This window comes from Streptomyces sp. URMC 126, from assembly GCF_051386555.1.
GTDB lineage: Bacteria > Actinomycetota > Actinomycetes > Streptomycetales > Streptomycetaceae > Streptomyces.
Genome location: NZ_JBPQTX010000104.1, coordinates 1 through 21625, shown reverse-complemented (window position 1 = coordinate 21625; position 21625 = coordinate 1). Strand labels below are relative to the sequence as shown.

Genomic DNA, 21625 nt, shown 5'->3' with positions numbered 1-21625 from the left:
GGCGCACCTCGGCGACGAAGCCGACGGTCCGCCCGGCCTCCTCCTCGGACACCCCAGCCAGCTCGCTCATCTCCTACACCGCCTCCCCGGCCAACGCGCCCCCCGCGCCAACCGTCACGCTCCGCCCCGCTTACGCGCGCGAATCGGCCACGTACAGCGACCGTCCACGTGCAGATCGTAATCTCCTCACGGAAAAACCGGCGCGCCAGCGTAGACCACATGAACAACGCCCCCCGCACCGGGGGCCGCACCGCGTCCGGTCCGCGAGTTCGCGATGCGCTTCACCTCGTCCACGCACGGGGCGCGCCTCGCCCGTCGTCTCATCGCGCACCGGCTGGACTCCTGGGGAGCATCCGTACACCAGCCGCGCCCACGAGACACTGGCGCTGATCACTTCGGAGCTGGCCGCCAACGTCGTACGGCACGGGCACGTCGCCGGGCGGGGCTTCCATGTACGGCTGACCGAGACCGTAGGCAGCCCCCGCACCCTGCGCGCCGAGGTCACCGACACCCGCTCCGAACGCAAACTGGCACTCACCGCGACAAGGACCTCCCAGCGGCGCCGAGTCGGGTCGGGGTCTGCTCATCGTGGCGCGGCTGGCATCGCGTTGGGCGGTCACACCGCGCGCCAACGGGCCCGGCAAGATCGTGTGGGCGGAGTTGTGGCTGCCCGGCGAGGCACGCGTACCGGCTCCGATCAGTCACTTTCCCGCCAACGCCTGACGGGTTCTCGGCCAAGCGGGGCCCACTGTCAGACCCGCCGACTATCGTCGTCCGCTCACGCCTCCATCAGGCGCACACGGCAGATCGAGGGGACGCGCTGTGACCACCATGCCCGAGGAACGGACCGGGTACCGGATCTCCATCGTCGACGAGGACGCGTTGCGTGCGCGCAAGGAGGCGCGTGAGCTGCTCGCCGAGATCGCCAATGCCGATCCCGGGGCGGCGCTGGACGTTCCTCGGCGGGGCGCAGGCGCGAGCGCGGCGGTTGACGGGGCGCTCAAGGGTGGGCTCACGGCCGACACGATCGGCGTGGTGATCAGTGCCGGTTCGCTGGTCGCGGCCGGGGTGCAGATCTGGCTGGCGCGGGTGCCGCAGCGGACGATCGTCGTGCGGCGGCCGGACGGGGCGACCCTGCACATCACCGGGAAGCAGGCCCGCGAGGACGACGAACGAATCGAGCGGTTCCTGGCGGGCGGCAGTGAGACCCCTCGCCCGGCGGGTGACGACGGCCGCGGCAACACCTCCGCGGCGGGCTGAGGGCGCATGACCGACAACGACCGGTTCGCCATGCTCGTAGGCGTGTCCACGTATGACAGCGACGCGTACCACGATCTGCCGCCCGTGCGCGCCGACCTGCACTACATGCGGGCGGTGCTGGAGAACACCGAGATCGGCATGTACAACGACTGCGCGATGGTCGCCGAGCCGACCCGCGCGGAGATGCTGCATGCCGTCGAGACGTTCCTGAACGAGCGCCGGCCCAGCGAGACGGCCCTGCTGTACTTCAGCGGGCACGGGGAGTTCTGCGAGGACGACAACCAGCTGTACTTCCTGACCCGGGACACCGATCCGGACAACCTGCCGGGTACGGCGGTTCCGGCGGAGTTCCTGGAGCGGATGCTCCAGTCGTGCCGGGCGGCCTCGAAGCTGGTGCTGCTGGACTGCTGCTCCAGCGGTTCCGTCGTACAGGGCTGGACCGCGAAGGGCCCGGCGGAGGAGCCCGCGCGGCCCGCGCCGAGCACGCTGCTGCGGCCGACCGGCGTGTACTTCATCACCGCGTCCGACGCCCTCCAGTCCGCGTCCGCGATGGCGCCGGCCGGGTCGAGTCTCGGTACGTCCCGGTTCACCGGGGAGATCGTGGAAGGGCTGCGCAACGGACGGATCAAGGAGGGCGGCTGGATCTCGCCGGACGACCTTTTCGAGTATCTGACCGCGCAGATGCGGCGCGACGGCGTACCGGAGGAGCAGCGGCCCACCAAGTCCACGATCAGAGCCACGAACCAGCTGCCCTTCGCCCGGTCGGTGGCCCGCCCGGTGCACCTCCCGGCGCTGCCGCGCGACGCGGCCGAGGCCGCCCAGCGTTCCCCCGCACTGTTGAAGGCGCGGGAGCTGGCCGCGCTGGACGCACGGGACGGCGTCGATTGGGAGCGGCTGCTGCGGTACTACGCGCACTGCCTGACTGCCCAATCGGCGGCCGGCATGCGACCCGACCGGGACAGTGGGCGCGACTCGAAGTACTTCCTGCTGGGCCAGGGTGAGGAGGCCATCCAGTCGGGGCGGGGTTCCGTCTTTCCTGCTCCCGGGAAGCTGCCCAAGCCTCAGGGCCGGTCGTCCGGTACGGGCGACGGTGACATGGGGGCGCAGCAGGAGTACTGGTACGGCTATCCGGCGATCACGCTTCCCGTTCGGGACGGCGGGGCACGGGGTCGCCGTACGGCGGTGGAGCTGGCGCCGCTGCTCATCCAGCAGATGGAACTGGCCCCGGATGAGGAGGGCCGGGACGTGCTCCGGCCCAGTGGCGTTCCCTCCCTGCACACCGGTGTCGTCTCGGAACTGCTGGACGCGGGCGACGCGGCCGACCTCGTCGCACGCTGGCAGCCGTCCTGGCAGGAGGGCAACGACGCACAGATGCTGCGCTCCATAAGGGAGTTGCTGGACGAGCTGGGGCTGCCGGAGCTGGAGCCGCTCGACCCGTCCGCGCTCAGCGAGCGGACGGTGATGCAGGCCCTGCGGCCCGGCGCGCACAACGCGGCCGTCCTGCTGGTGCCTTCGGGTGTGGAAGCCAAGGCCACCGAGGCCCTAGTGGACAACCTGTTGCAGATGTCGACCCGGACCGGGCAGATCCCCGGCACAGCCCTGGACGCGCTGCTGAGCGGCGGTGAGGGCGGGGCACGGGACACCTCCGTCGCCGTGGTGGCTCCGGGGCCGTGCAACGAGAGCCAGGAGTCGGTGATCTCTTCGGCGATGACGCGGCCCCTGACGGTGGCGACCGGGCCTCCGGGGACGGGCAAGAGCGAGGTCGTCACTGCCGTCGTCACCACGTGTGTCGCCGCCGGGCAGTCCGTGCTGGTCGCCTCCACGAACAACGAGGCCGTGAACGTCGTCGCCGAGCGCTGCGACGACATTGCGCCTGGCCTGTTGATGCGCACGGGCAACGCCGAGGCGCTGGAGCGGGAGGCGGCGAAGCTGGAGCGGCTGCTCGGCGAGCCCGCCCAGGCGCCACGACGCGGATCGGCCACCGTGAGCGGGCAGTTGCGCAGTGCCCGTCAGGCGGCCGACGGGCTGCAGGCGGAGGCCGCGCGACACGTCGGCGAGGAGGGGCGCCTGCTGGAGCTGCTCCGGGAGAGGGCGGATCGGGCGGTCGCGCTGGAGCTGCCGCTGCCCCTCCTGAAAGGCGTCTGGGCGGCGGGGGGCGAGGACGGCATTGCCGCTCTGGTGCACTGGGAGGACCGGGCGCGGAAGGTCGCCGGGGCCTCCTGGTGGTTGCTCGGCCCGTGGCGGCGTCGGCGAGCGCTGGCCGCGCTGGTCTCGGCGGTGGCCGATGCCGGGGAGAAGGACAGTCCGGACCGGCTGGACGTGTCATCGTGGCCGGAGTGGCCGCAGTGGGCGGCCCGGCGACCGGTGCCTGCCGAGCTGCTGGAGTCACTGGCGGACGCGGTTGCCGTGGAACGGGAGGTGCGGGCGCTCGTACCCCGGCACACGGGATGGGACGAGGACGGGCTGCGGCGGTCCCGGCTGGAGGCGGCGAGCACGCTGTCCGAGCTGTCGGCGGAGCTGTCGCGGGCGCTGTCCGCCGAGACGCTGACCCGGGCGCGCGGGCTCATGCAGCAGCGGCTCCAGGCGCTCCGGGGCCGCTCGGGCTTCCAGCGCAGCCAGAAGAACCTGATGACGCACATCAAGGGCTGGGCCGTCAGCACCCACTCGGTACGGCAGCTGGAGCTCACCCCGAAACTGTTCGACCTCGTCGTGATCGACGAGGCGAGCCAGTGCTCCATCCCCGCGGTGCTGCCGCTGCTGTTCCGGGCTCGCAGGGCGCTGATCATCGGCGACCCGATGCAGCTGGGCCACATTCCCGGCGTGTCACCGCAGCAGGAACAGCAGGCGCGGGTCAGGGCCGGGCTGAGCGCGGCGCAGCTCGAGGACCACCGGCTCACCTACCACGTGTACTCCTCGTACCACGCGGCCGAACAGCACGGTGACTCCGCGCTGCTCCTCGACGAGCACTACCGGTGTCACCCGCAGATCGCCGACATCGTCAACGGCTACTGCTACGCGGGCCAGTTGCAGGTGCTCACCGACGTACGGCGGCAGGTCCCGGCCCTCGACCCGCTGGGCGCGGCCGATCCGGCGCCGGCGCTCGGCTGGGTCGACGTACCGCATGGCGAGTCGGCGCGGGGCGGCGACGGGCGGTCCTGGCGCAACGCGGCGGAGGCCGAGGCCGTACGGCGGGTCGTGGACGTACTCCTGGCGCGGCTGCCGCAGAACGCCACGGTCGGTGTGGTCACGCCGTTCCGGGCGCAGAAGGAGGCGCTGGCGCGGGTGTGGCGCGACGACGACCGCGTCCGGGTCGGCACCGTGCACGCCTTCCAGGGCGGGCAGCGCGACGTGATGGTGCTCAGCCCGGTGACCACGTACAACACCCCGCCGAGGACGACCCATTGGGTGGCGAGCCAGGTCAACCTGTGGAACGTGGCGGTGACCCGGGCGAAGTCGCAGCTGATCACCGTGGGCGCGCACGCCTTCTGGCAGGGCCAGAGCGGGCTGCCGACCTTGCTCGCGGGGCGCTCGGCACTCCTGGGGGCGGACGAGGCCGAGGGACCAGTGGTGACGGCCACCCCGGCGACCGGGTTCCGCGAGGAACTCGCCGACCTGCTCCAGCAGTACCTCGCCGAGCGCGGGATCACCGACCTGGAGCGATCGGCGGTGGTCGGCGGCCACCCGGTGGACCTGCTGTTCACCGAGGCCGGCGAGAACACGGCGGTCCTGATCGACCCCGGCCCGCCGCCCGGCACCGACCCGGCACGGCATCTGCGGCTTACACACGCACGAAGCGACCTCCTCACCGGGCTGCCGTCCGGGGGCTACGGGGCGAAGGCGTGCCCGGTGGGCCGGACGGTGCGGGTGCCGGCGTGGCGGATCCTGGCAGGCGAGGAGGTGCTTGCCCCGCTGTTCGACTGAGCCGGGATGTACCTCCGCCGGGAGCGGGGCCGGTTCAGGTGCCGGACAGGGACCGGACGACGTAGGTGATGTGCTGGACGTTGCCCGCCCGAAGCCACTCGGTGTGGCTGCCGGAGCCCTTGCTGTCCGTCACGGGCCCGTCGGCGCAGTCGCGCAGCCAAGTCTCCCCGGCACTCGCTGCCGCTCCCCGGAACTCGGGCAGATCACGGATCCGGCGGGCGGCGGCCCGGATGCTCGCCGTACGATCCGGTCCCCCGTTCAGCACCTTGCACAGCACGAACGAGCGGTCGGTGGTGTAGCGAAGTACGCCCCAGGGCGGGCCTCCGCCCCCGGGCTCCGTGGCCAGGGCAGCGGGAGGTTGCACACCGTAGTCGCCGTATCTGAGCTGGGAGAGGCGTTCCCGGCCGCCGACGCGTATCTCGTGCCACATCTCCCAGTCGGCGCGGGGCTCTTCGTGCAGCTCCCCCAACGGCAGCATGTCGTCCGTGACGTGAGGGACGGCCCCGCCGAGTACGGCGACGGTCCGCCAGGCGTCGGCCAGGGCCACGAGCGCGTCCAGAGCGCGCAGCGCTTCCTTTCCCGCGTCGGGGCGGCCGGGCGGGACGCTGCCCAGGTCCAGGAGCAGATCGACGGGCACCTCTTGGTCGATCCGGGCCAGCAGCCCGGCGACGGCCTCTGCGGTGGCTCCATCCCATTCCCCCGGCATAGGGACGCGGACACCGAGTCCGCAGCCGCAGAGGCGGGCGGTCTCCATCGCGGCGGTCTGCTGGGCCTCGCTCCGGTCAGGCCCGGTCACCGGGCTGAGCAGGTGGTTGAGCGCGCTGCACTCGGCCAGGATCTCCGCGAGCGCCGGGATCTGCGCGGCCTCGGCGAACGGGGCGTCGAGCCAGCCCGGATGGCGCCGGTGCGCGCCCCTCACCCGGCCCAGCTCCCTCTGCCAGTGGGCCCGCTCCAGCGCCGCCGGAGTCACCCCGGGAGAGGGCGGGAGGTTCCAGAGAGGTGCGACCGCCGCCCGTATGTCGGGCCGGAGACGCTCGTAGGCCATCCGGGCATGCTGCCGGACCGGCAGAACGGGAACGTAGAGCGGTTCGGACATCGCGGCTCCCCCTCGGCACTGCCCGCGCGCTTTCCCTTCTCGCCAGGGTCCGCGCACGTCGAGGGCAGTGAAAAGAGAGCCCTTTCGGTCTCAATGGCTGAAGTGCGCAAGTATCTGGTGATGGTGTGACGCAAGTTGTACGCTTCGTGATGCTCGGTGGTCGGACGCCCCAAGTGAACGACATGCCTAGGGAACTGAGCGGTGCTCAGCGGCCTGCCTGAGGAACCGTCCTCCGTGCGCCGACCAGTTCCATGTCCGGGTCTTCGGTGGCCCGGCTGTTCCACGATGGGCGCGAGGCTTGAACCACCGGATACTCGGTCTGACAGTGCGCAACTTCCGCACCCTGACCGACACGAAGCTGCCGCTCGGGCCCCTGACCGTCATGGTCGGTCCGAATGCGGCGGGCAAGTCGAATGTGCTGCAGGCTCTGGATTTCCTGGGGGACGTGACCCGGAAAGGGATTGAGCCGTCGCTGGAGGAGCTCGGGGGGTTCAACTCCCTGGCGTTCCGTGGTGGCCGGAAGCCGGTGTCGAAGATCACCATCGGCGTCGAAGGCGTCTGGTCCGACTTCGCCTCGGAGGAGACTCCGGACCGCTACGAACTGAGCGTTTCGCGGCGTCGGCTGGCCCCGACAGAGGGTGGTCGAGCGCAGTACACGACGTACCGGAAAGAGCTGTTCTCCCAGCATCCGGTGGAGGGCGCGGAGACATCCGTTGAGCTGACGAGTGGCTCCCTGACGGTCGACAGCCCAGTGGAGGCGGAGAAGGCCTGGGGGCCCGTCGAGGTCCGGCCGATGGCGTCCGCCCTGCACAGGGACCTGGAGCTGCCCGTAGGCCTTCCGTCTGCCCACGCCATGGAGAACATCCGGGGCTATCTGTCCCGGATCCGGGTGTTCGACCCGGACGTACGGGAGGCCCGTAAGCCATGGGGCATCAGCGAATCGGGCCGCTATCTGGAGAGCGACGCGTCGAACCTCGCTGACTTCCTGCGACAGCTCCAGCAGGACGGCGACGCCTGGGAGTTCCTGCTTGAGGACGTTCGAAAGGTGGTGCCGCAGATCCGCGACATCCACCTCGTGAATCCTCCCGACTTCGTCTCCCACCGAACGGCGGTGGAGTTGGAGGAAGAGGGTCTGAGGGGTCGCACCCGCCTGACGGAGGCGTCCTGGGGCACCGTACGCATCCTGTGCATGCTCGCGATCTTCCATGACCCGAATCCCCCTCTGCTCACGTGCATCGAGGAGATCGACCACGGGATCCACCCGCACGCGCTGAGCCTCATGGCCGAACGCCTCCGAGAGGCGAGCGAGCGGAGCCAGTACCTGGTCACCACGCACTCCCCGGTCTTCGTCAACGAGCTGGAACCCGAGGAGTTCGTGCCCTGCATGCGCCGACCGAACGGCGCCTCCGTGATTCCCGCGCGGAAGCCCGCCGACACCCGCCGAGTGGTCGAGGCGGCGGAGTACGAGCCCTTGGGCAATATCTGGTTCTCCGGTTCAGTGGGCGGGACGCTGTGAGCCCCGCCCCTCGTCGACGGCGGTCGGTCATCGTCGTCGCCGGCGAGAGCAGCAACGACCGGGAAGTTCTCCAGCACCTGATACCCGCTCTTTACCCCAAATGCCCCAAAGTCGTCCCGATCAGGGACGAGGTCAGACTCGCGCCCGCACTGCTCCAGCTCAGCCCGCGGGTCGAGAAACTGCGCGACAGTGCCCTGCGCATGGCGGAAGGGTGCAATGCCAAGCTGGTGGGTTTCGTCGTCCATGCCGATCTGGACGAGGTCTCGGACCAGCGGTACGACCAGGTGCGGGACAGAATCACGACCCAACTGCGCAAGACCCTTCCCTGCCCCAGCGCGCTGGCCCTCTCCGCCGTCGAGATGGAGTCGTGGCTGATGCAGTTTCCCGACGCGTTTCCAAAGGTGCGGCGCAGCTGGGCCATGCGGCCCGAGGACTGCCGCAAAGACCTCACCAAGGTGGCGAACCCCAAGGAGCACCTCAAGAAGCACCTGGGCAGGCCCCCGTACCGGGAGTCCGACTCCCCGAAGATCATGGCGGAGGCCGTGAAACTCGGCCAAGTCAGCGCACGTCCGCCCGGCAACAACAGATCGTTCCGGGACTTCGCGGACCAGTTGGCCGCCTGGAAGAACAAATAGAGGGCCACCACCCGCCAGGGGAGGCAAGGGCCCCGGTCCACCGCCGGCCAGGACTGTCAGCCACCCCCTATACGGTGGTACCGATCACCAGGGCACCGGCATCGCAAGAGGGGGACCGTTGTGAAGCCCACCATGGCCGCCGCGCAGCTCCGCGGCAGTCTGACGCAGTACCTCACGACGACGTACGCCCTCGCCGACGAGGACACCCGCGGCGCGCTCGAACGTTTCCTCGGGCATCCCGAGACCGGTATCTTCCGCGGGCCGTATCTGCGGATCAGGACGCCGTTCCATGTCGCCGACGGCGGGTGGGAACGGGGACTGGAGTGGTCGGCCGGGTTCCCGGGGTTCACCCCGTGGCGGCACCAGGCCAAGGCGTGGGCGCGGCTGTCCACGCTGCACGGGCCCGCCAGGCCGACGCTGGTGACCACTGGCACTGGGTCCGGCAAGACGGAGTCGTTCCTGATCCCCGTGCTGGACCACTGCCGGCGGCAGAAGGCCGAGGGGCGAGCCGGGATCAAGGCCGTGCTGTTGTACCCGATGAACGCACTCGCCACCGACCAAGCCGGGCGTATCGGGGAGTATCTGTCACGGCCGGAGCTGGCCCAGGTCACGGCGGGGCTCTATATCGGCGACCGGCCCGACACCGACTTCCGGCGGGTGATGACGCGGCGCGAGGAGATGCGTGTCTCGCCGCCCGACGTGCTGATCACCAACTACAAGATGCTCGACCTGCTGCTCCAGCGAGGCGAGGACCGCAGCCTGTGGGAAGGTGCCGAGCCGGCGTACGTCGTACTGGACGAGTTCCATACCTACGACGGCGCACAGGGCACCGACGTGGCGATGCTGCTGCGCCGGCTGGCCGCCGCCACCGGCGTGTCCCGGCCCGGCAGGCCTCTGGGATCGATCTGCCCGGTGGCGACCTCGGCGACGCTGGGCGAAGGCGCGCCGGGCAAGGAGGCCGGGGGCATCCTCGATGTGGCGGCACGGGTGTTCGGGGTGCCTTTCCCTGCGGACGCGGTCATCGGCGAGGAGCGGATGACCGCCGAGGAATTCACCGGCGCCGTCGACTATGAACTGCCGGAACCGCCGACCCCGCAGGAAGTCGTGGCGGTCTCGGGCGGGCCGGACGTGGAGGCCCGGTCCGACCTGCTGGATCTGGATGCGCTCGCCACCCGGATGCTGGGCCGCTCCGGCCTGGACGCCTTCCGCGTCGGGCGGCTGCTGAAGCGGCACGACTTCACCCACGGCGTGCTGTCCCTGCTCAGCGGCGAGCCGCTGGACGAGTGGGCACTCAGGGACCGGCTCGCCCGGTTCGGCTACTCCTGGGGCCGCACCGCGCGAGAGAATCCCCGGCTGGCACTCCAGGCACTGTCCCGGTTCGTGGCGCTGCTGTCGGCCGCCCGCGACCCGGACTCCGACGAACGCAACCCCCGGCCGCTGCTGCACATCGAGGCACACTTGTGGGTGCGGCCCGTGACACGGGTGCTGCGCGGGGTGGGCCGCACCCCCGAGTTCCGCTGGTACGAGGACGACCGCACCGCCGCGCGCCGGGCCGCGCTCAACGCCGCGCCGCCCGGTGACGAGGACCCGGACGCCTCGTCCGGCAGCTGGCCGTCGTCCTCCGCGAGCAGACAGCCCCATCCGCTGCCGGGCACCGACACCGCACCCCGCCCCGCCCAGGTGCACCTGCCCGCCGTGTACTGCCGCAACTGCGGGCGCTCGGGGTGGGCCGCCCTGTCTCCCGAGGCCGACCCGCAGCAGTTGGTAATGGCCCAGGACCGGATCTGGCGGGCCGGAGTGGGCCGGGACAAGCGGCGCGTCCGCTACTTCATCTCCGCGACCGCCCGCGAGCGACGGCAGGCCCTCGACGCGCTGACCGGTGCACGGCCCTCGGACGGCGGCTTCGACCCGCTGTCGGTGGTGGTGCTGGACGGCGGACAGGGCACGTACCGGCTGCCCACGACCGGGGACGACGGTGACCTCGTCGACGCCTGGTTCGCGCTGGCCGTGCTCGACAAGAAGACCGCCGACCGGGCCGCCAAGGACGACCGATGCCCGGCCTGCCACACCGACAACAGCATCCGCTTCCTCGGCACGGCCCAGGCAGCCCTCGCCTCGGCGACGGTCACCCAGCTCTTCACCGGCGGCGACATCGCGCTCGTACCGGAGGAGCGCAAGACGCTGCTGTTCAACGACTCCACGCAGGACGCGGCACACCGGGCGGGCTACGTCGCCAACGCCTCGTACAAGTTCTCGCTCCGGTCGCTACTCGCTCACAACCTGGACCAGTCGGGGGAGCCGACCGCCCTGAACGACCTGATCGGCCATGTCCTCGACTCGGTGGACGACCCTGAGGCGCTGGCCGCGGTGGTGCCCCCCGACCTCCACGACGAACCGGGCGTCGACCGTCTGTTGTCCGGGCGCGGCACCGGCGACGCACGAACCTGGCGACTGATCGGCGAACGGCTGGCGTTCGCGACGGTGATGGAGTTCGGGCTGCGCAGCCGTATGGGTCGCACCCTGGAATTGACCCGGACCTCCGCCGCCGAGGTCGCCGTGGCGGACCCGGACCGGGTCACGGACTTGGCCCGGGACCTCCAGCTGACCCTGCCCGGCCAGCTGCTGGCGGTCGGCGGGCTGCCCACCCCTGAGCGCTATCTCGCCTATGTCCGGGGCCTGTTGGAGCGGCTGAGGCTGCGCGGCGCGGTGCGTCACCGCTGGCTCGACACATGGATCAAGGAGGTCGGCTCCGACCGCTACCTCATTTCCGGACGCAGGCCGGACGGTATGCCGGCCTTCCCCGAAGGGGTCGCACCGCCGCGGTTCCTGCTGGACGGGCAGAAGGACAAGACAGAGTTCGACTCGATCACGGGACGCCTGGGGTGGTACCAGGACTGGACCCGCAGATGCCTGGGCCTTGACGCCGCCGGGGCCACCGAGTACCTGCGCAGACTGCTCCCCGCCCTCGCCGACGCCGGCGTACTCGCCGTACGGACCGCCCGTGACCGCCAGACCCGGGTCTACGGTTTGCAGCCCGGCCACATCGAGGTGCGACTCCTCGACGACGCCGTCGTCAACAAGGCCTTCGTCAGCTGCGAGGACTGCCGCTGGCAGCAGGTCGTGGCGCCGGAGCGCCGCACCCGCTGGTACGGGCATCCCTGCCCCCGCTACCGGTGCAAGGGCCGGCTGACCGCGCCTCAGACCGACGGGTCCGCCGCCGAGGCCGAGGTCTCCCGCTTCGGCTCCGGCCCACTCGTGCCGGAGCGGGACTACACCGCCGACTACTACCGCCGCCTCTACCTGACGGGCGGCACGTTCCGTGTGGTGACCGCCGAGCACACGGGCATGCTCACCCGCCCGGAACGGGAGCGTGTCGAACGCACCTTCAAGGCGGGTACGCACTACACCGATCCCAATGTGCTGTCGTGTACCCCGACGCTGGAACTCGGCATCGACATCGGCGAGTTGTCCGCCGTACTGCTCGGTTCCCTGCCGAGCGGCCCCGCCAACTACGTGCAGCGCGCCGGGCGCGCCGGACGCCGCACGGGCAACGCGCTGGTCGTCGCGTTCGGCGGACGCAAGGCACGCGACCTGTACTACCTTGACGAGCCCCGCGAGATGATCGCCGGGACCATCCTGCCGCCGGGCTGCTACCTGTCGGCAGTGGAGATCCTGCGCCGCCAGTACACGGCGCGGCTGCTGGACCTGGCGGCCCGCGGCGAGCTGCGGACCTCCGACGGCGAGGTGCTCGCACCGCTCCCCCGGCTGTCCTCCGCCCTGTTCGGCACCAGCGGGTGGTGCCAGGACCTCGCGGACGCCGCCCAGACACACGGGGCAGCCCTCGTGGAGCAGTTCCTGGCCCTGTTCCCCGACGACAGTGACGGGCGGGACCCCGACACTTCCGATGGGGCGGGCGTCTCCGCGTACGCGGCCGAGGAACTCCGGGCGTACGCGACCGGCGGGATCGTACGAGCTTTGCAGGAGGCTGAGGAAGACTGGACGGGGCGGCGCGAGGAGCTGCGCCGCAGGATCGCCGCGATCGACGAGGCTGCCGAGCATCTGGCGCAGTCCGACGAGTCACAGGCCCGGGAGCGGCGCGAACTGCTCGCCGAGCGGCGGGGCGCCGGGGATCTGCTGCGGGAGCTGAGCCAGTCCAGCGCCCACGCCACCCTGGTGGACCTCGGGCTGCTGCCGAACTACAGCCTGACGGACACCACCACCCAGCTTGAAGCGACGCTGTACTGGACGGAGACCCCGGGCGACGAGGACGACACCGACGGGGCGGGAGCCGCGGAGCAGGGCGCCGTCCGCAAGGTGTACCGCAGTGAGACCCGGGACTACGAGCGGTCCCGCAAGCTGGCCCTCACCGAACTCGCTCCCGGCAACAGCTTCTACGTCAGCGGCTACCGGCACGTGGTGCGCGCCCTCGATGTCGGCAGTCCCGAGCGCCGCGCCTGGTCGGTGTGGCGGCTCTGCCCCGCCTGTGGATACGTGCGCACCGAGGACGCCGAGCACGACACCCGCCCGTGCCCACGCTGCGCCGGGCGGGAGATCGCCGACGCGGGCTGTGTCCAGCGCGTACTGCGGCCCAGGCGCGTACTGTCCCGCGACAAACGCGACGACGCCCGGGTCCGCGACGACCACGACGAACGAGACCGCAGGCGCTACGCGGTCCTCACCACCGTGGACATCGACCCCGACCGGCTGGCACCCGGTTCCTGGCGGCACGACACGGCCGTGTTCGGCGTGGACTTCACCCGGCACGCCACGATCCGGACACTGAACCTCGGGCTGGACCGCGAGGATGGCAGCAGCATGGTGCCGCTCGCCGGACAGGACGTACGGCTCAACCCGTTCTACGTCTGCACCGAGTGCGGCGGCGCGACCGCCGACGGCCGACCGGTGGTGGACGCGCCGCAGCACGCGCTCACCGAGTCGGGGGCGGCGAGCACCCCGGCCGCCCAGCACCATCAGTTGTGGTGTCCGCGCCGTCGTGTCCGAAGGCCAGTGACCGGTGCGGGCGAACAGCAGGGCAAGGGCGAGGACGTGCCGCTGCTGCTCGCCCACGAACTGACCACGGAGGCCGTGCGCATCCTGCTTCCCGCGTCGGTGGCACGCGCCAAGGAGCGGCTCGCGTCGTTCACCGCCGCCCTGTTCGTGGGGATCGCGGCCCGCTACGGCGGCGATCCCGACCACATCGACATCGCCGAGGCGACCATGCCCGACCACGCGGGTGACCTGGACGCGGACTGGCCGAGGCGCTTCCTCGTCGTCTACGACCGGCTGCCCGGCGGCACGGGCTACCTGCACCGGCTGGCCTCCGCCGACGGCTTCCGGGAGGTACTGCTCAGGGCGCGCGACGTCATCGAGGGCTGCGCGTGCCGTGAGAAGGGGCTCGACGGCTGCCACCAGTGCCTGCTGCGGCGAGTACCGGCCGCCGACTACGACAAGGTCAGCCGCAACGAGGTCCGCCAGATGCTGGACGATCTGCTGGGCGCCGACGGCGAGCGGTGGCACACCTCGCCGGTGGCGACGACGCGTCACATCCCCCTTCAACGACAGGCGGAGAGCGACCTGGAGGTCCTCTTCATCGACACGCTCCGGGACTGGGCGAAATTGGCGGAGTCGAAGGCCGCGGCGGACGCGTACACCACTTCCGCCGGTACGTACGCCCTCGACCTGCGGCTCACGGCGGCCGACGGGACCACCGTGAGCTGGCGTGTCTCCCAGCAGCGCGCCCTGGACGGCACCCGGCCGGACATACTCCTCGAGCGGCTGGACACACCCAGCCCACGCGTCGCCCTGTACCTCGACGGCTACGCGTACCACGCCACCCGTGAGCACAACCGGCTGTCGGACGACGCCATGAAGCGCACCCGGCTCAGGACGGACGGCCTTCGCGTGTTCCAGCTGACCTACCACGACGTCAAGGAGTGGCGTCAGCGCATCAAGGACACCGGGTACGCGGGGGCGGTTACGGCCGACCCTGTATGGGAGCCGTACGGCGTGGACGCACGGCAGCGGGCCCGCGACTACTACGCCCGCGTGGGTCGGGGCCTGCCCGGTGAGCTCGCCGAAACGGTGTGGGTCAACCCGGCCCAACTGCTGCTGACCTATCTGCGCTCCCCCGACCCGGAACGCTGGCAGCGGCGGGCGGAAGCGGCTGCCGCGGGGCTCAGCGGGGCGGACGGGGTCCGCGCCGTCGCGCTCACCGGCGAGGACATCGCCGACGGTCTCCGGGAAGCCTTGCGCGGCCGTATGCCCGCCGTGGCCAACGGGCCCGTACGGCTGCTGGCCGGCCTCGACGCGTCGGGCTGCCGTCTGGTACTGGCGGCCGACGGCAGACGAACGCCCCCCGTGTGGACAGGGCTCACCGTCCTGGACGACGGTGACGCGGCCCTCGCCGATGAGCCGACCCACAAGCGGCGCTGGCGTGCCTGGCTGTACTGGAGCAACGTGCTGCAGTTCCTGGAGCACGGCGGCGGTGACAGCGCCCAGCTGACCTCGGGCATGCTCGACGCCTTCGCCCCCGAGGTGCTCACCGTGACCGGCGGAGCGGGCTGGCTGACGTCGGCACGTACCCCGGTGCCCTCACCCGCGGACGAACTGGCCGCCGTCGGCGTCGTCCCCGCGCCTTCGGTGCCCGCAGCAGGAAGCGGTGAGGCGGTCCCACCGAGGCTCTCGGCAGACGAGGCACAGAGCGACGAGGGACGGGGGCGGGGCCCCCGCTGGGACCGGGTCATCGAATACCTCGACCCGGAGGAGCCGGGGCTCACCGATCTCGCCCACGCACTGGCCGGCGCGGCGGTGCCCGCTCCTCAGGATGGCTACGAGCTGGACAGCCACGGCTGGCAGGCCGAACTGGCGTGGCCCGCCGCCCGGATCGGAGTGGTGCTGTCACCTCGCACGACCGGTGACGAGCCCGACTACGAGGCACAGGACCGGGACAAGGCGTTCTCGGCGGCGGGCTGGACGGTCCGCACCGCCGCCGAATGGGACCCGGCGGCGATGATCGACCTGCTCAAGGATCGACAGCACGACAGCGACACCACCGGGGAAGGGGAGCCGAAGCGATGAACACCTCCGGCGTCACACTGCGCCTGCTCGACAAGGCCGACAAGGAGATCCTTAAACTCCCCCGCACGGTCAAGGGCGCGTTCTTCGACTTCCAGCACAAGTTCAGGAGCAACCCGCACACTACCGGGCTCAAACTCCAGCCGCTCAAGGGCGACAGCAGGCTCTGGTCCGCGCGCGTCAACGATGAGTACCGGGCGCTGCTGCTGCGACTCGCCGACGACGACTGGCTGATCGTCTCCGTCAAGCACCGCAAGGACGTCTACAACCGGCTGTCGTACGGCGTCAACCAGGTCACCGGCGGCATCGAGTACGTGGACCTGGAGGTGGTCGAGGACAGCGTCCTGCGCCGCATTCCCACCCCGCCCGCACAGGCCCCGACGACCGCCGAACCGTCCGAGCCGGCGCGGCCGGAGCCGACCCGGCCGCTGTTCGCCGACTGGTCCGACCAGCAGTTGTCGGATCTCGGCGTCGCGGAACCCCTGCTGCCGGTCATCCGCACCCTCGCCACCGAGGACCAGCTGCTGGGCCTCGTCGAGTACGCGCCGCAGCTCACCGGCGAAGTGCTGCTCGCCCTGTTCGACGGGACGCCGTACGACGACGTCCTCGACCAGGTGACCCGGCCGGTGGCCGCCACCGAGCCGGTCGACCCGGACGACTTCGAGGCCGCCGTCCAACGGCCGGCGACGGTCGTCACCACGACCGACGATGCCCTGCGGGAGGCCTTGGAGAGCGGCGACTTCGGCCGCTGGAAGGTCTTCCTCCACCCCACCCAGGCCAAGCTGGTCGAGCGGCGCTACAACGGCCCCGCCCGGGTGGGCGGCGGCCCCGGCACCGGCAAGACGATCGTCGCCCTGCACCGGGTGCGCCATCTCGTACGGCAGCTTCCCCCGGGCCGCGACAAGCCGGTCCTCTTGACCACGTACAACAAGAACCTCGCCGCCGACCTGCGCTCCAGGCTGCTGGAACTGGGCGGAGAGGAGCTGCTCAGCCGGGTCGAGGTGAGCCACGTCGACCAACTGGCCCTGCGCATCGTCCGCGAGGCCGAACCGGGCAACGGCAAGCAGGCCATCGACGACAGCCAGGCCGTACGCGAATGGCGCGGGCTGCTCGACGAGTTGGACGAGCACGGCTGGGACCCGGAGTTCCTGCACGACGAGTGGACGCAGGTCATCCTCGGCCAGGCCGTGGGCACCCGAACCGACTACTTCCGGGCCCGGCGTGCAGGACGCGGGAGGAACATCGGCCGCGCCGAGCGCGCCGAGATCTGGCAGCTCGCCGAGCGCTTTGCACAGCGGCTCGACCGGCTCGGGCGGCAGACCTGGGACCAGGTGGCAGAACGTGCCGCGCGGCTGGAGATCGGCCGTGAACAGCGCATTCTGAACATCGATCGGCAGCGGGAGGCGGCGGGCGGCTTCGACAACATCCACCTCCAAGACGGTTCAGGCGGCTGGCTGCGCCACCGGTACAGGCACATCGTCGTGGACGAGGCGCAGGATCTCCGTCCCGCGCACTGGAAGATGCTGCGCGCGATGGCCCCGCGCGGCGCCGACGACCTGTTCTTGGTCGGCGACACCCACCAGCGCATCTACAAGAACCAGGTGACGCTGGGCAGCCTGGGCATCAACATCCGCGGCCGGTCCTCGAAGCTGAGCCTCAGCTACCGCACCACGCGGCAGATCCTGCGCTCCGCCCTCAGCGTGCTGGGCGAGACGACGTACGACGACCTCGACGGCAGCGAGGAAACTCTGGCCGGCTACCGGTCGGTGCTCAACGGTGGTCTCCCGGTCGGGCACGCGTTCCCGGACTGGGCCGCCGAGCGGGAAGGCGTGGCGGCGCTCATCATGGAGTGGGACGCCGACACGGACCGTGCCATTCCGCACGAGCAGATCGCGATCTGCGTGCCGACGAACCAGATGGCGGCCGAGGTGGCCTACACACTCCAACTGAACGGCATCGGCTCGGTGGAAATCCGCTCCGATGGCCCGCATGGCTCCGACGGCGTGCACATCGGCACGATGTTCCGGTTCAAGGGGCTGGAATACCAGCGCATGATCATCGCGGGCGTGACGGACGGGCTCGTGCCGCGCGAGGCCGTGAACAGACTGCGCGACAAGGACCCAGTCCGCCACCGACACGAAATCCAGCGTGCTCGATCCCTGCTGTTTGTGGCAGCGACACGGGCACGCGACAGCGTAGACGTGTTCTGGCACGGAAAGCCCAGCCCGTTCCTCGACGACTCGTGGATCGCCACACCAGAGTCGGCATCCTGAAGAAACTGCGCCACGGCCTCGGTAAGGCGGTCGCCACTGTCCCAGCAGAGTTCGACGTCCCAAGCGTGAGCTCCACCCCCCTCAAAACTGAGCGCTACGAGCGTCATCCGAGCGTCAAGAATTCTTCGACACCGTCGGCGACGACGGAAGCCTGGCTGCCCACAACCGAAAGTTGTAGGTCAGTCCCTCATCCTGGGGCTGCTCAATCGCTCCACCTCCTGCATCGCCGAAAAGAGGTCTAGCGACCCGCTGAGGCCACAAAACTGCAGGTCAGCTACCTTTGCCAGCAGGCTTCAGAATCGCCACGCACTCCACATGATGCGTCACCGGGAACAGGTCGAACACCCGCAGTGTCGCCGGGTGGTAGCCCTCCTCCGCGAAGTACTTGAGGTCGCGGGCGAGGGCGGCCGGGTCGCAGGCCACGTAGGCGATGCGGCGGGCGCCGAGGGCGGCGAGGTGGCGGACGGTGGTGCGGCCGGCGCCGGCGCGCGGGGGGTCGAGGACGATGAGGTCGGCGCTGTCGATGCGGGTGCGCGGGAGGACGTCCTCGACCTTGCCCTGTTCGATGCGGACGCGGTCGAGGTCCTGGAGGTTGTGGCGGGCGTCCTCGACGGCGCGCTTGCCGGACTCGATGCCGAGGACGGCGCCCTTCTCGCCCACGCGCTCGGCGAGGGCGCCGGCGAAGAGGCCGACGCCGCAGTAGAGGTCGAGGGCCATGTCGCCCTTGCGCGGCATGAGGCCCTGCATGACGGCCTTGACGAGGGTGTCGGCGGCCTGCGGGTGGACCTGCCAGAAGCCGCCCTCGCCGACGCGGTAGGTGCGGCCGTCGGCGCGTTCGCGGACGAAGGGGCGGCCGTGGACGCGGTGGACCCGGTTGTCCTTCTCGCCGACGCGCAGGACCGAGACCGGCTTGTCGAGCTCGACGATCGGCAGGCGGCCGCCCGGCTTCGGGGTGAGGACGACCTGGCGGTCGGCGGAGCCCGAGGCGGCGATGGCGTCGACCGAGGCGATCTGCGGCCACTCGCGCTTCTCGATGCCGAGTTCGCTGACGCCCGGGGCCGCGATCAGGCAGTGGTCGATGGGCTGGACGTCGTGCGAGCGGTGCTTGCGGAGGCCGGCGCGGCCCTCGGCGTCGATCGCGTACTGGACGCGGGTGCGCCAGGCGGGGACCTGGCCGGCGGGGACCTTGTCGCCCTCGGCCGGCATGACGGTGCCGTCCCAGCCGGCCTCCTCGGGGGTGAGGCCCGCGAGGCGCTTGAGCTGTTCGGCGACGACCTCGCCCTTGAGGCGGCGCTGGGCGCCGGGCTTGACGTGCTGCCAGTCGCAGCCGCCGCACTTGCCCGGGCCGGAGAACGGGCAGGGCGCCTCGATACGGTCCTTCGAGGGCTCCAGCACCCGCACCGCGTCGGCGCGCAGGAAGCGGGAGGTCTCCTCGCCCTCGGTGATCCGGGCGATGACCCGCTCGCCGGGGAGGGTGTGGCGGACGAAGAGGACGCGGCCCTCTTCCGTCCGGGCGACGCAGTGGCCGCCGTGGGCGACCGGGCCGACCTCGACCTCGTACTCCTCGCCGACCAGCGACTTCGTCGGTTCCGTCTGCATGGGGGGAGGGCTCCTGAGGGGGTCGGTGGTGCGGCGGGACAACAGCCGTCCAGTCTACGTCCCGCCGCGCCTCCCCCGTGACCGCTACTTCTTCACCGCGGCCTTCTCCCTCTTCTGCGGCGGGGTGACCGGGCCGCGTCGCACCGAGCCGGGCGCGTTCCACTCGGCGCGCTTGCGGGCGCGGCGGCGGGCGACCTCGGAGGAGTCGAGCTGCCAGGGCACCGAGGTGACCATGACGCCCGGGGTGAAGAGCAGCCGGCCCTTGAGCCGCAGGGCGCTCTGGTTGTGGAGCAGGTGCTCGTACCAGTGGCCCACCACGTACTCGGGGATGTAGACGCTGACCACGTCGCGCGGGCTCTCCTTGCGGAGCGACTTCACGTAGTCGATGACCGGCCGGGTGATCTCGCGGTACGGCGAGTCGAGGATCTTCAGCGGGACGTCGACGCCCCGCTGATGCCACTCCTCGCGCAGCGCCTTCGTCTCGGCCGGGTCGACGCTGATGCTCAGCGCCTCCAGGGTGTCCGAGCGCATCAGCTTGGCGTAGGCCAGGGCCCGCAGGGTCGGCTTGTGGACCTTGGAGACCAGGACGATGGAGTGCACCCGGGAGGGCCGGGAGGCCTCCTCGCCGGGCTCGTCGGCGAGGGCGATCTCGTCGGCGACGCGGTCGTAGTGGCGGCGGATGGCGGTCATCGTCGCGTAGAAGATGACCATGCCGAGCAGGGCGACCCAGGCGCCGTGGGTGAACTTCGTCAGCAGCACGACGACCAGCACCAGGCCGGTCAGGAAGCCGCCGAAGGTGTTGATCGCCCGGGAGCGGATCATGTGGCGGCGCTTGCCGGGGTCGGTCTCGGTCTCCAGGTGCCGGTTCCAGTGCCGGACCATGCCGATCTGGCTCAGCGTGAAGGAGACGAAGACGCCGACGATGTACAGCTGGATCAGCTTGGTGGAGTCGGCCCCGTAGATGTAGGTGAGGACGATGGCGGCGCCGGCGAGGAGCACGATGCCGTTGGAGAAGGCGAGCCGGTCGCCGCGGGTGTGCAGCTGGCGCGGCAGGTAGCGGTCCTGGGCGAGGATCGAGCCGAGCAGCGGGAAGCCGTTGTACGCGGTGTTCGCGGCCAGGAAGAGGACGAGCGCGGTGGCGGCGGCCAGGATGATGAAGAGGAACGAGCCGTGGCCGAAGACCGCCTCGGCGACCTGCGAGATCACCGGGTTCTGGGTGTAGTCGTCGCCGAGCGGCTTGCCGTCCTTGAGCAGGTCGGTCGCCGGCTTCTCCGCCATCCGCACATGGGTGGCCATGGCCAGGCCGATGATGCCGCAGAACATGGTGACGGCGAGGCCGCCCATCAGCGCCAGCGTGGTGGCGGCGTTCTTCGACTTCGGCTTGCGGAAGGCGGGCACGCCGTTGCTGATCGCCTCGACGCCGGTGAGCGCGGCGCAGCCGGAGGAGAAGGCGCGCAGCAGCAGGAAGACCAGCGCGAAGCCGGCCAGGCCCTTGTGCTCGGCGTTGATGGTGTAGTCGGCGGTGGGCGCCCGCATGGTGTCGCCCATGAAGACGCCGCGGACGACGCCCCAGGCGATCAGCAGGAAGACGCCGCCGACGAAGACGTAGGTCGGGATCGCGAAGAGCTTGCCGGACTCCTTGACGCCTCTCAGGTTCATCAGGGTCAGCAGCACGATGACGGCGATGGCACAGGCGGTCTTGTGCTCGACGACGAACGGGACGGCCGAGCCGAGGTTCTCGATGCCGGAGGCGATGGAGACGGCGACCGTGAGGACGTAGTCGACGAGGAGGGCGCTGGCGACGGTGAGTCCGGCCTTGGGGCCCAGGTTGGTGGTGGCGACCTCGTAGTCGCCGCCGCCGCTCGGGTAGGCGTGCACGTTCTGGCGGTACGAGGCGACCACCGTGAACATCAGCACGACCACCGCGACGGCGATCCACGGGCTGAAGTGGTAGGCCGACACACCTGCCACGGAGAGGACGAGGAGGACCTCGCCCGGCGCGTACGCCACAGAGGAGAGAGGGTCGGACGCGAAGACGGGGAGGGCGATGCGCTTGGGGAGAAGGGTCTCTCCCAGCTTGTCGCTGCGCAGCGCCCGCCCGATCAGGATCCGTTTCGGCAGGTCGGTCAATTTGGACACGCAGAGGATCGTAAGCGTTCGGTCCCCCGGTCGCCCACCCGCCACCCACCCGGGCGCCGATCGGCGGGGTGGGCGGCGGGTGGAGGCGGGTGCGCGACGGCGCGGGACGGGC

At 70.9% G+C, this 21625-nt stretch carries 9 protein-coding genes and 1 pseudogene; 7 read left to right on the top strand and 3 right to left on the bottom strand.

The features are described from left to right. Positions 1-274: 274 nt before the first annotated feature. The 3 genes and pseudogenes from ACSNOK_RS15180 to ACSNOK_RS15170 all read left to right on the top strand — a co-directional run bounded on the left by ACSNOK_RS15180 (position 275) and on the right by ACSNOK_RS15170 (position 5181). A pseudogene (locus ACSNOK_RS15180) lies at positions 275-723 on the top strand (ATP-binding protein). Between the two features lie 108 nt (positions 724-831). Beyond that, positions 832-1260, top strand: a complete 429-nt coding sequence (locus ACSNOK_RS15175; protein WP_436781186.1) for an effector-associated constant component EACC1 — start codon at positions 832-834, stop codon at positions 1258-1260. Positions 1261-1266: 6 nt separating this feature from the next. Further along, complete coding sequence (locus tag ACSNOK_RS15170; protein WP_436781185.1) at positions 1267-5181, top strand: caspase, EACC1-associated type; 3915 nt, start codon at positions 1267-1269, stop codon at positions 5179-5181. Positions 5182-5215: 34 nt separating this feature from the next. Here ACSNOK_RS15170 and ACSNOK_RS15165 read toward each other — a convergent pair whose 3' ends face one another. Continuing rightward, positions 5216-6277, bottom strand: a complete 1062-nt coding sequence (locus ACSNOK_RS15165) for a beta family protein (protein ID WP_436781184.1) — start codon at positions 6275-6277, stop codon at positions 5216-5218. 325 nt (positions 6278-6602) lie between these two features. Between ACSNOK_RS15165 and ACSNOK_RS15160 the strand changes: the two genes are divergently transcribed. The 4 genes from ACSNOK_RS15160 to ACSNOK_RS15145 all read left to right on the top strand — a co-directional run bounded on the left by ACSNOK_RS15160 (position 6603) and on the right by ACSNOK_RS15145 (position 17775). Beyond that, positions 6603-7793: an AAA family ATPase gene (locus ACSNOK_RS15160; RefSeq protein ID WP_436781183.1), complete on the top strand. Its 1191-nt coding sequence runs from the start codon at positions 6603-6605 to the stop codon at positions 7791-7793. Further along, complete coding sequence (locus ACSNOK_RS15155) at positions 7790-8428, top strand: hypothetical protein (RefSeq protein ID WP_436781182.1); 639 nt, start codon at positions 7790-7792, stop codon at positions 8426-8428. Before ACSNOK_RS15160 ends, ACSNOK_RS15155 begins: the two co-directional genes overlap by 4 nt. Positions 8429-8548: 120 nt before the next feature. Further along, on the top strand, positions 8549-15505 hold the full coding sequence (locus ACSNOK_RS15150; RefSeq protein WP_436781181.1) for a DEAD/DEAH box helicase: 6957 nt from the start codon (positions 8549-8551) through the stop codon (positions 15503-15505). Then, positions 15502-17775, top strand: coding sequence for a UvrD-helicase domain-containing protein (locus ACSNOK_RS15145; protein ID WP_436781180.1), 2274 nt, complete (start codon positions 15502-15504; stop codon positions 17773-17775). Before ACSNOK_RS15150 ends, ACSNOK_RS15145 begins: the two co-directional genes overlap by 4 nt. A 270-nt stretch (positions 17776-18045) precedes the next feature. On the opposite strand, the gene ACSNOK_RS15140 is transcribed toward ACSNOK_RS15145, so the two are convergent. Together ACSNOK_RS15140 and ACSNOK_RS15135 are read right to left on the bottom strand one after the other, a co-directional pair. Then, positions 18046-19374, bottom strand: a complete 1329-nt coding sequence (locus ACSNOK_RS15140) for a class I SAM-dependent RNA methyltransferase (protein WP_436781179.1) — start codon at positions 19372-19374, stop codon at positions 18046-18048. Between the two features lie 84 nt (positions 19375-19458). Next, positions 19459-21513 carry an APC family permease gene (locus ACSNOK_RS15135; protein ID WP_436781178.1) on the bottom strand — a complete coding sequence of 685 codons (2055 nt, stop codon included), beginning with the start codon at positions 21511-21513 and terminating at the stop codon, positions 19459-19461. Between the last annotated feature and the right edge of the window lie 112 nt (positions 21514-21625).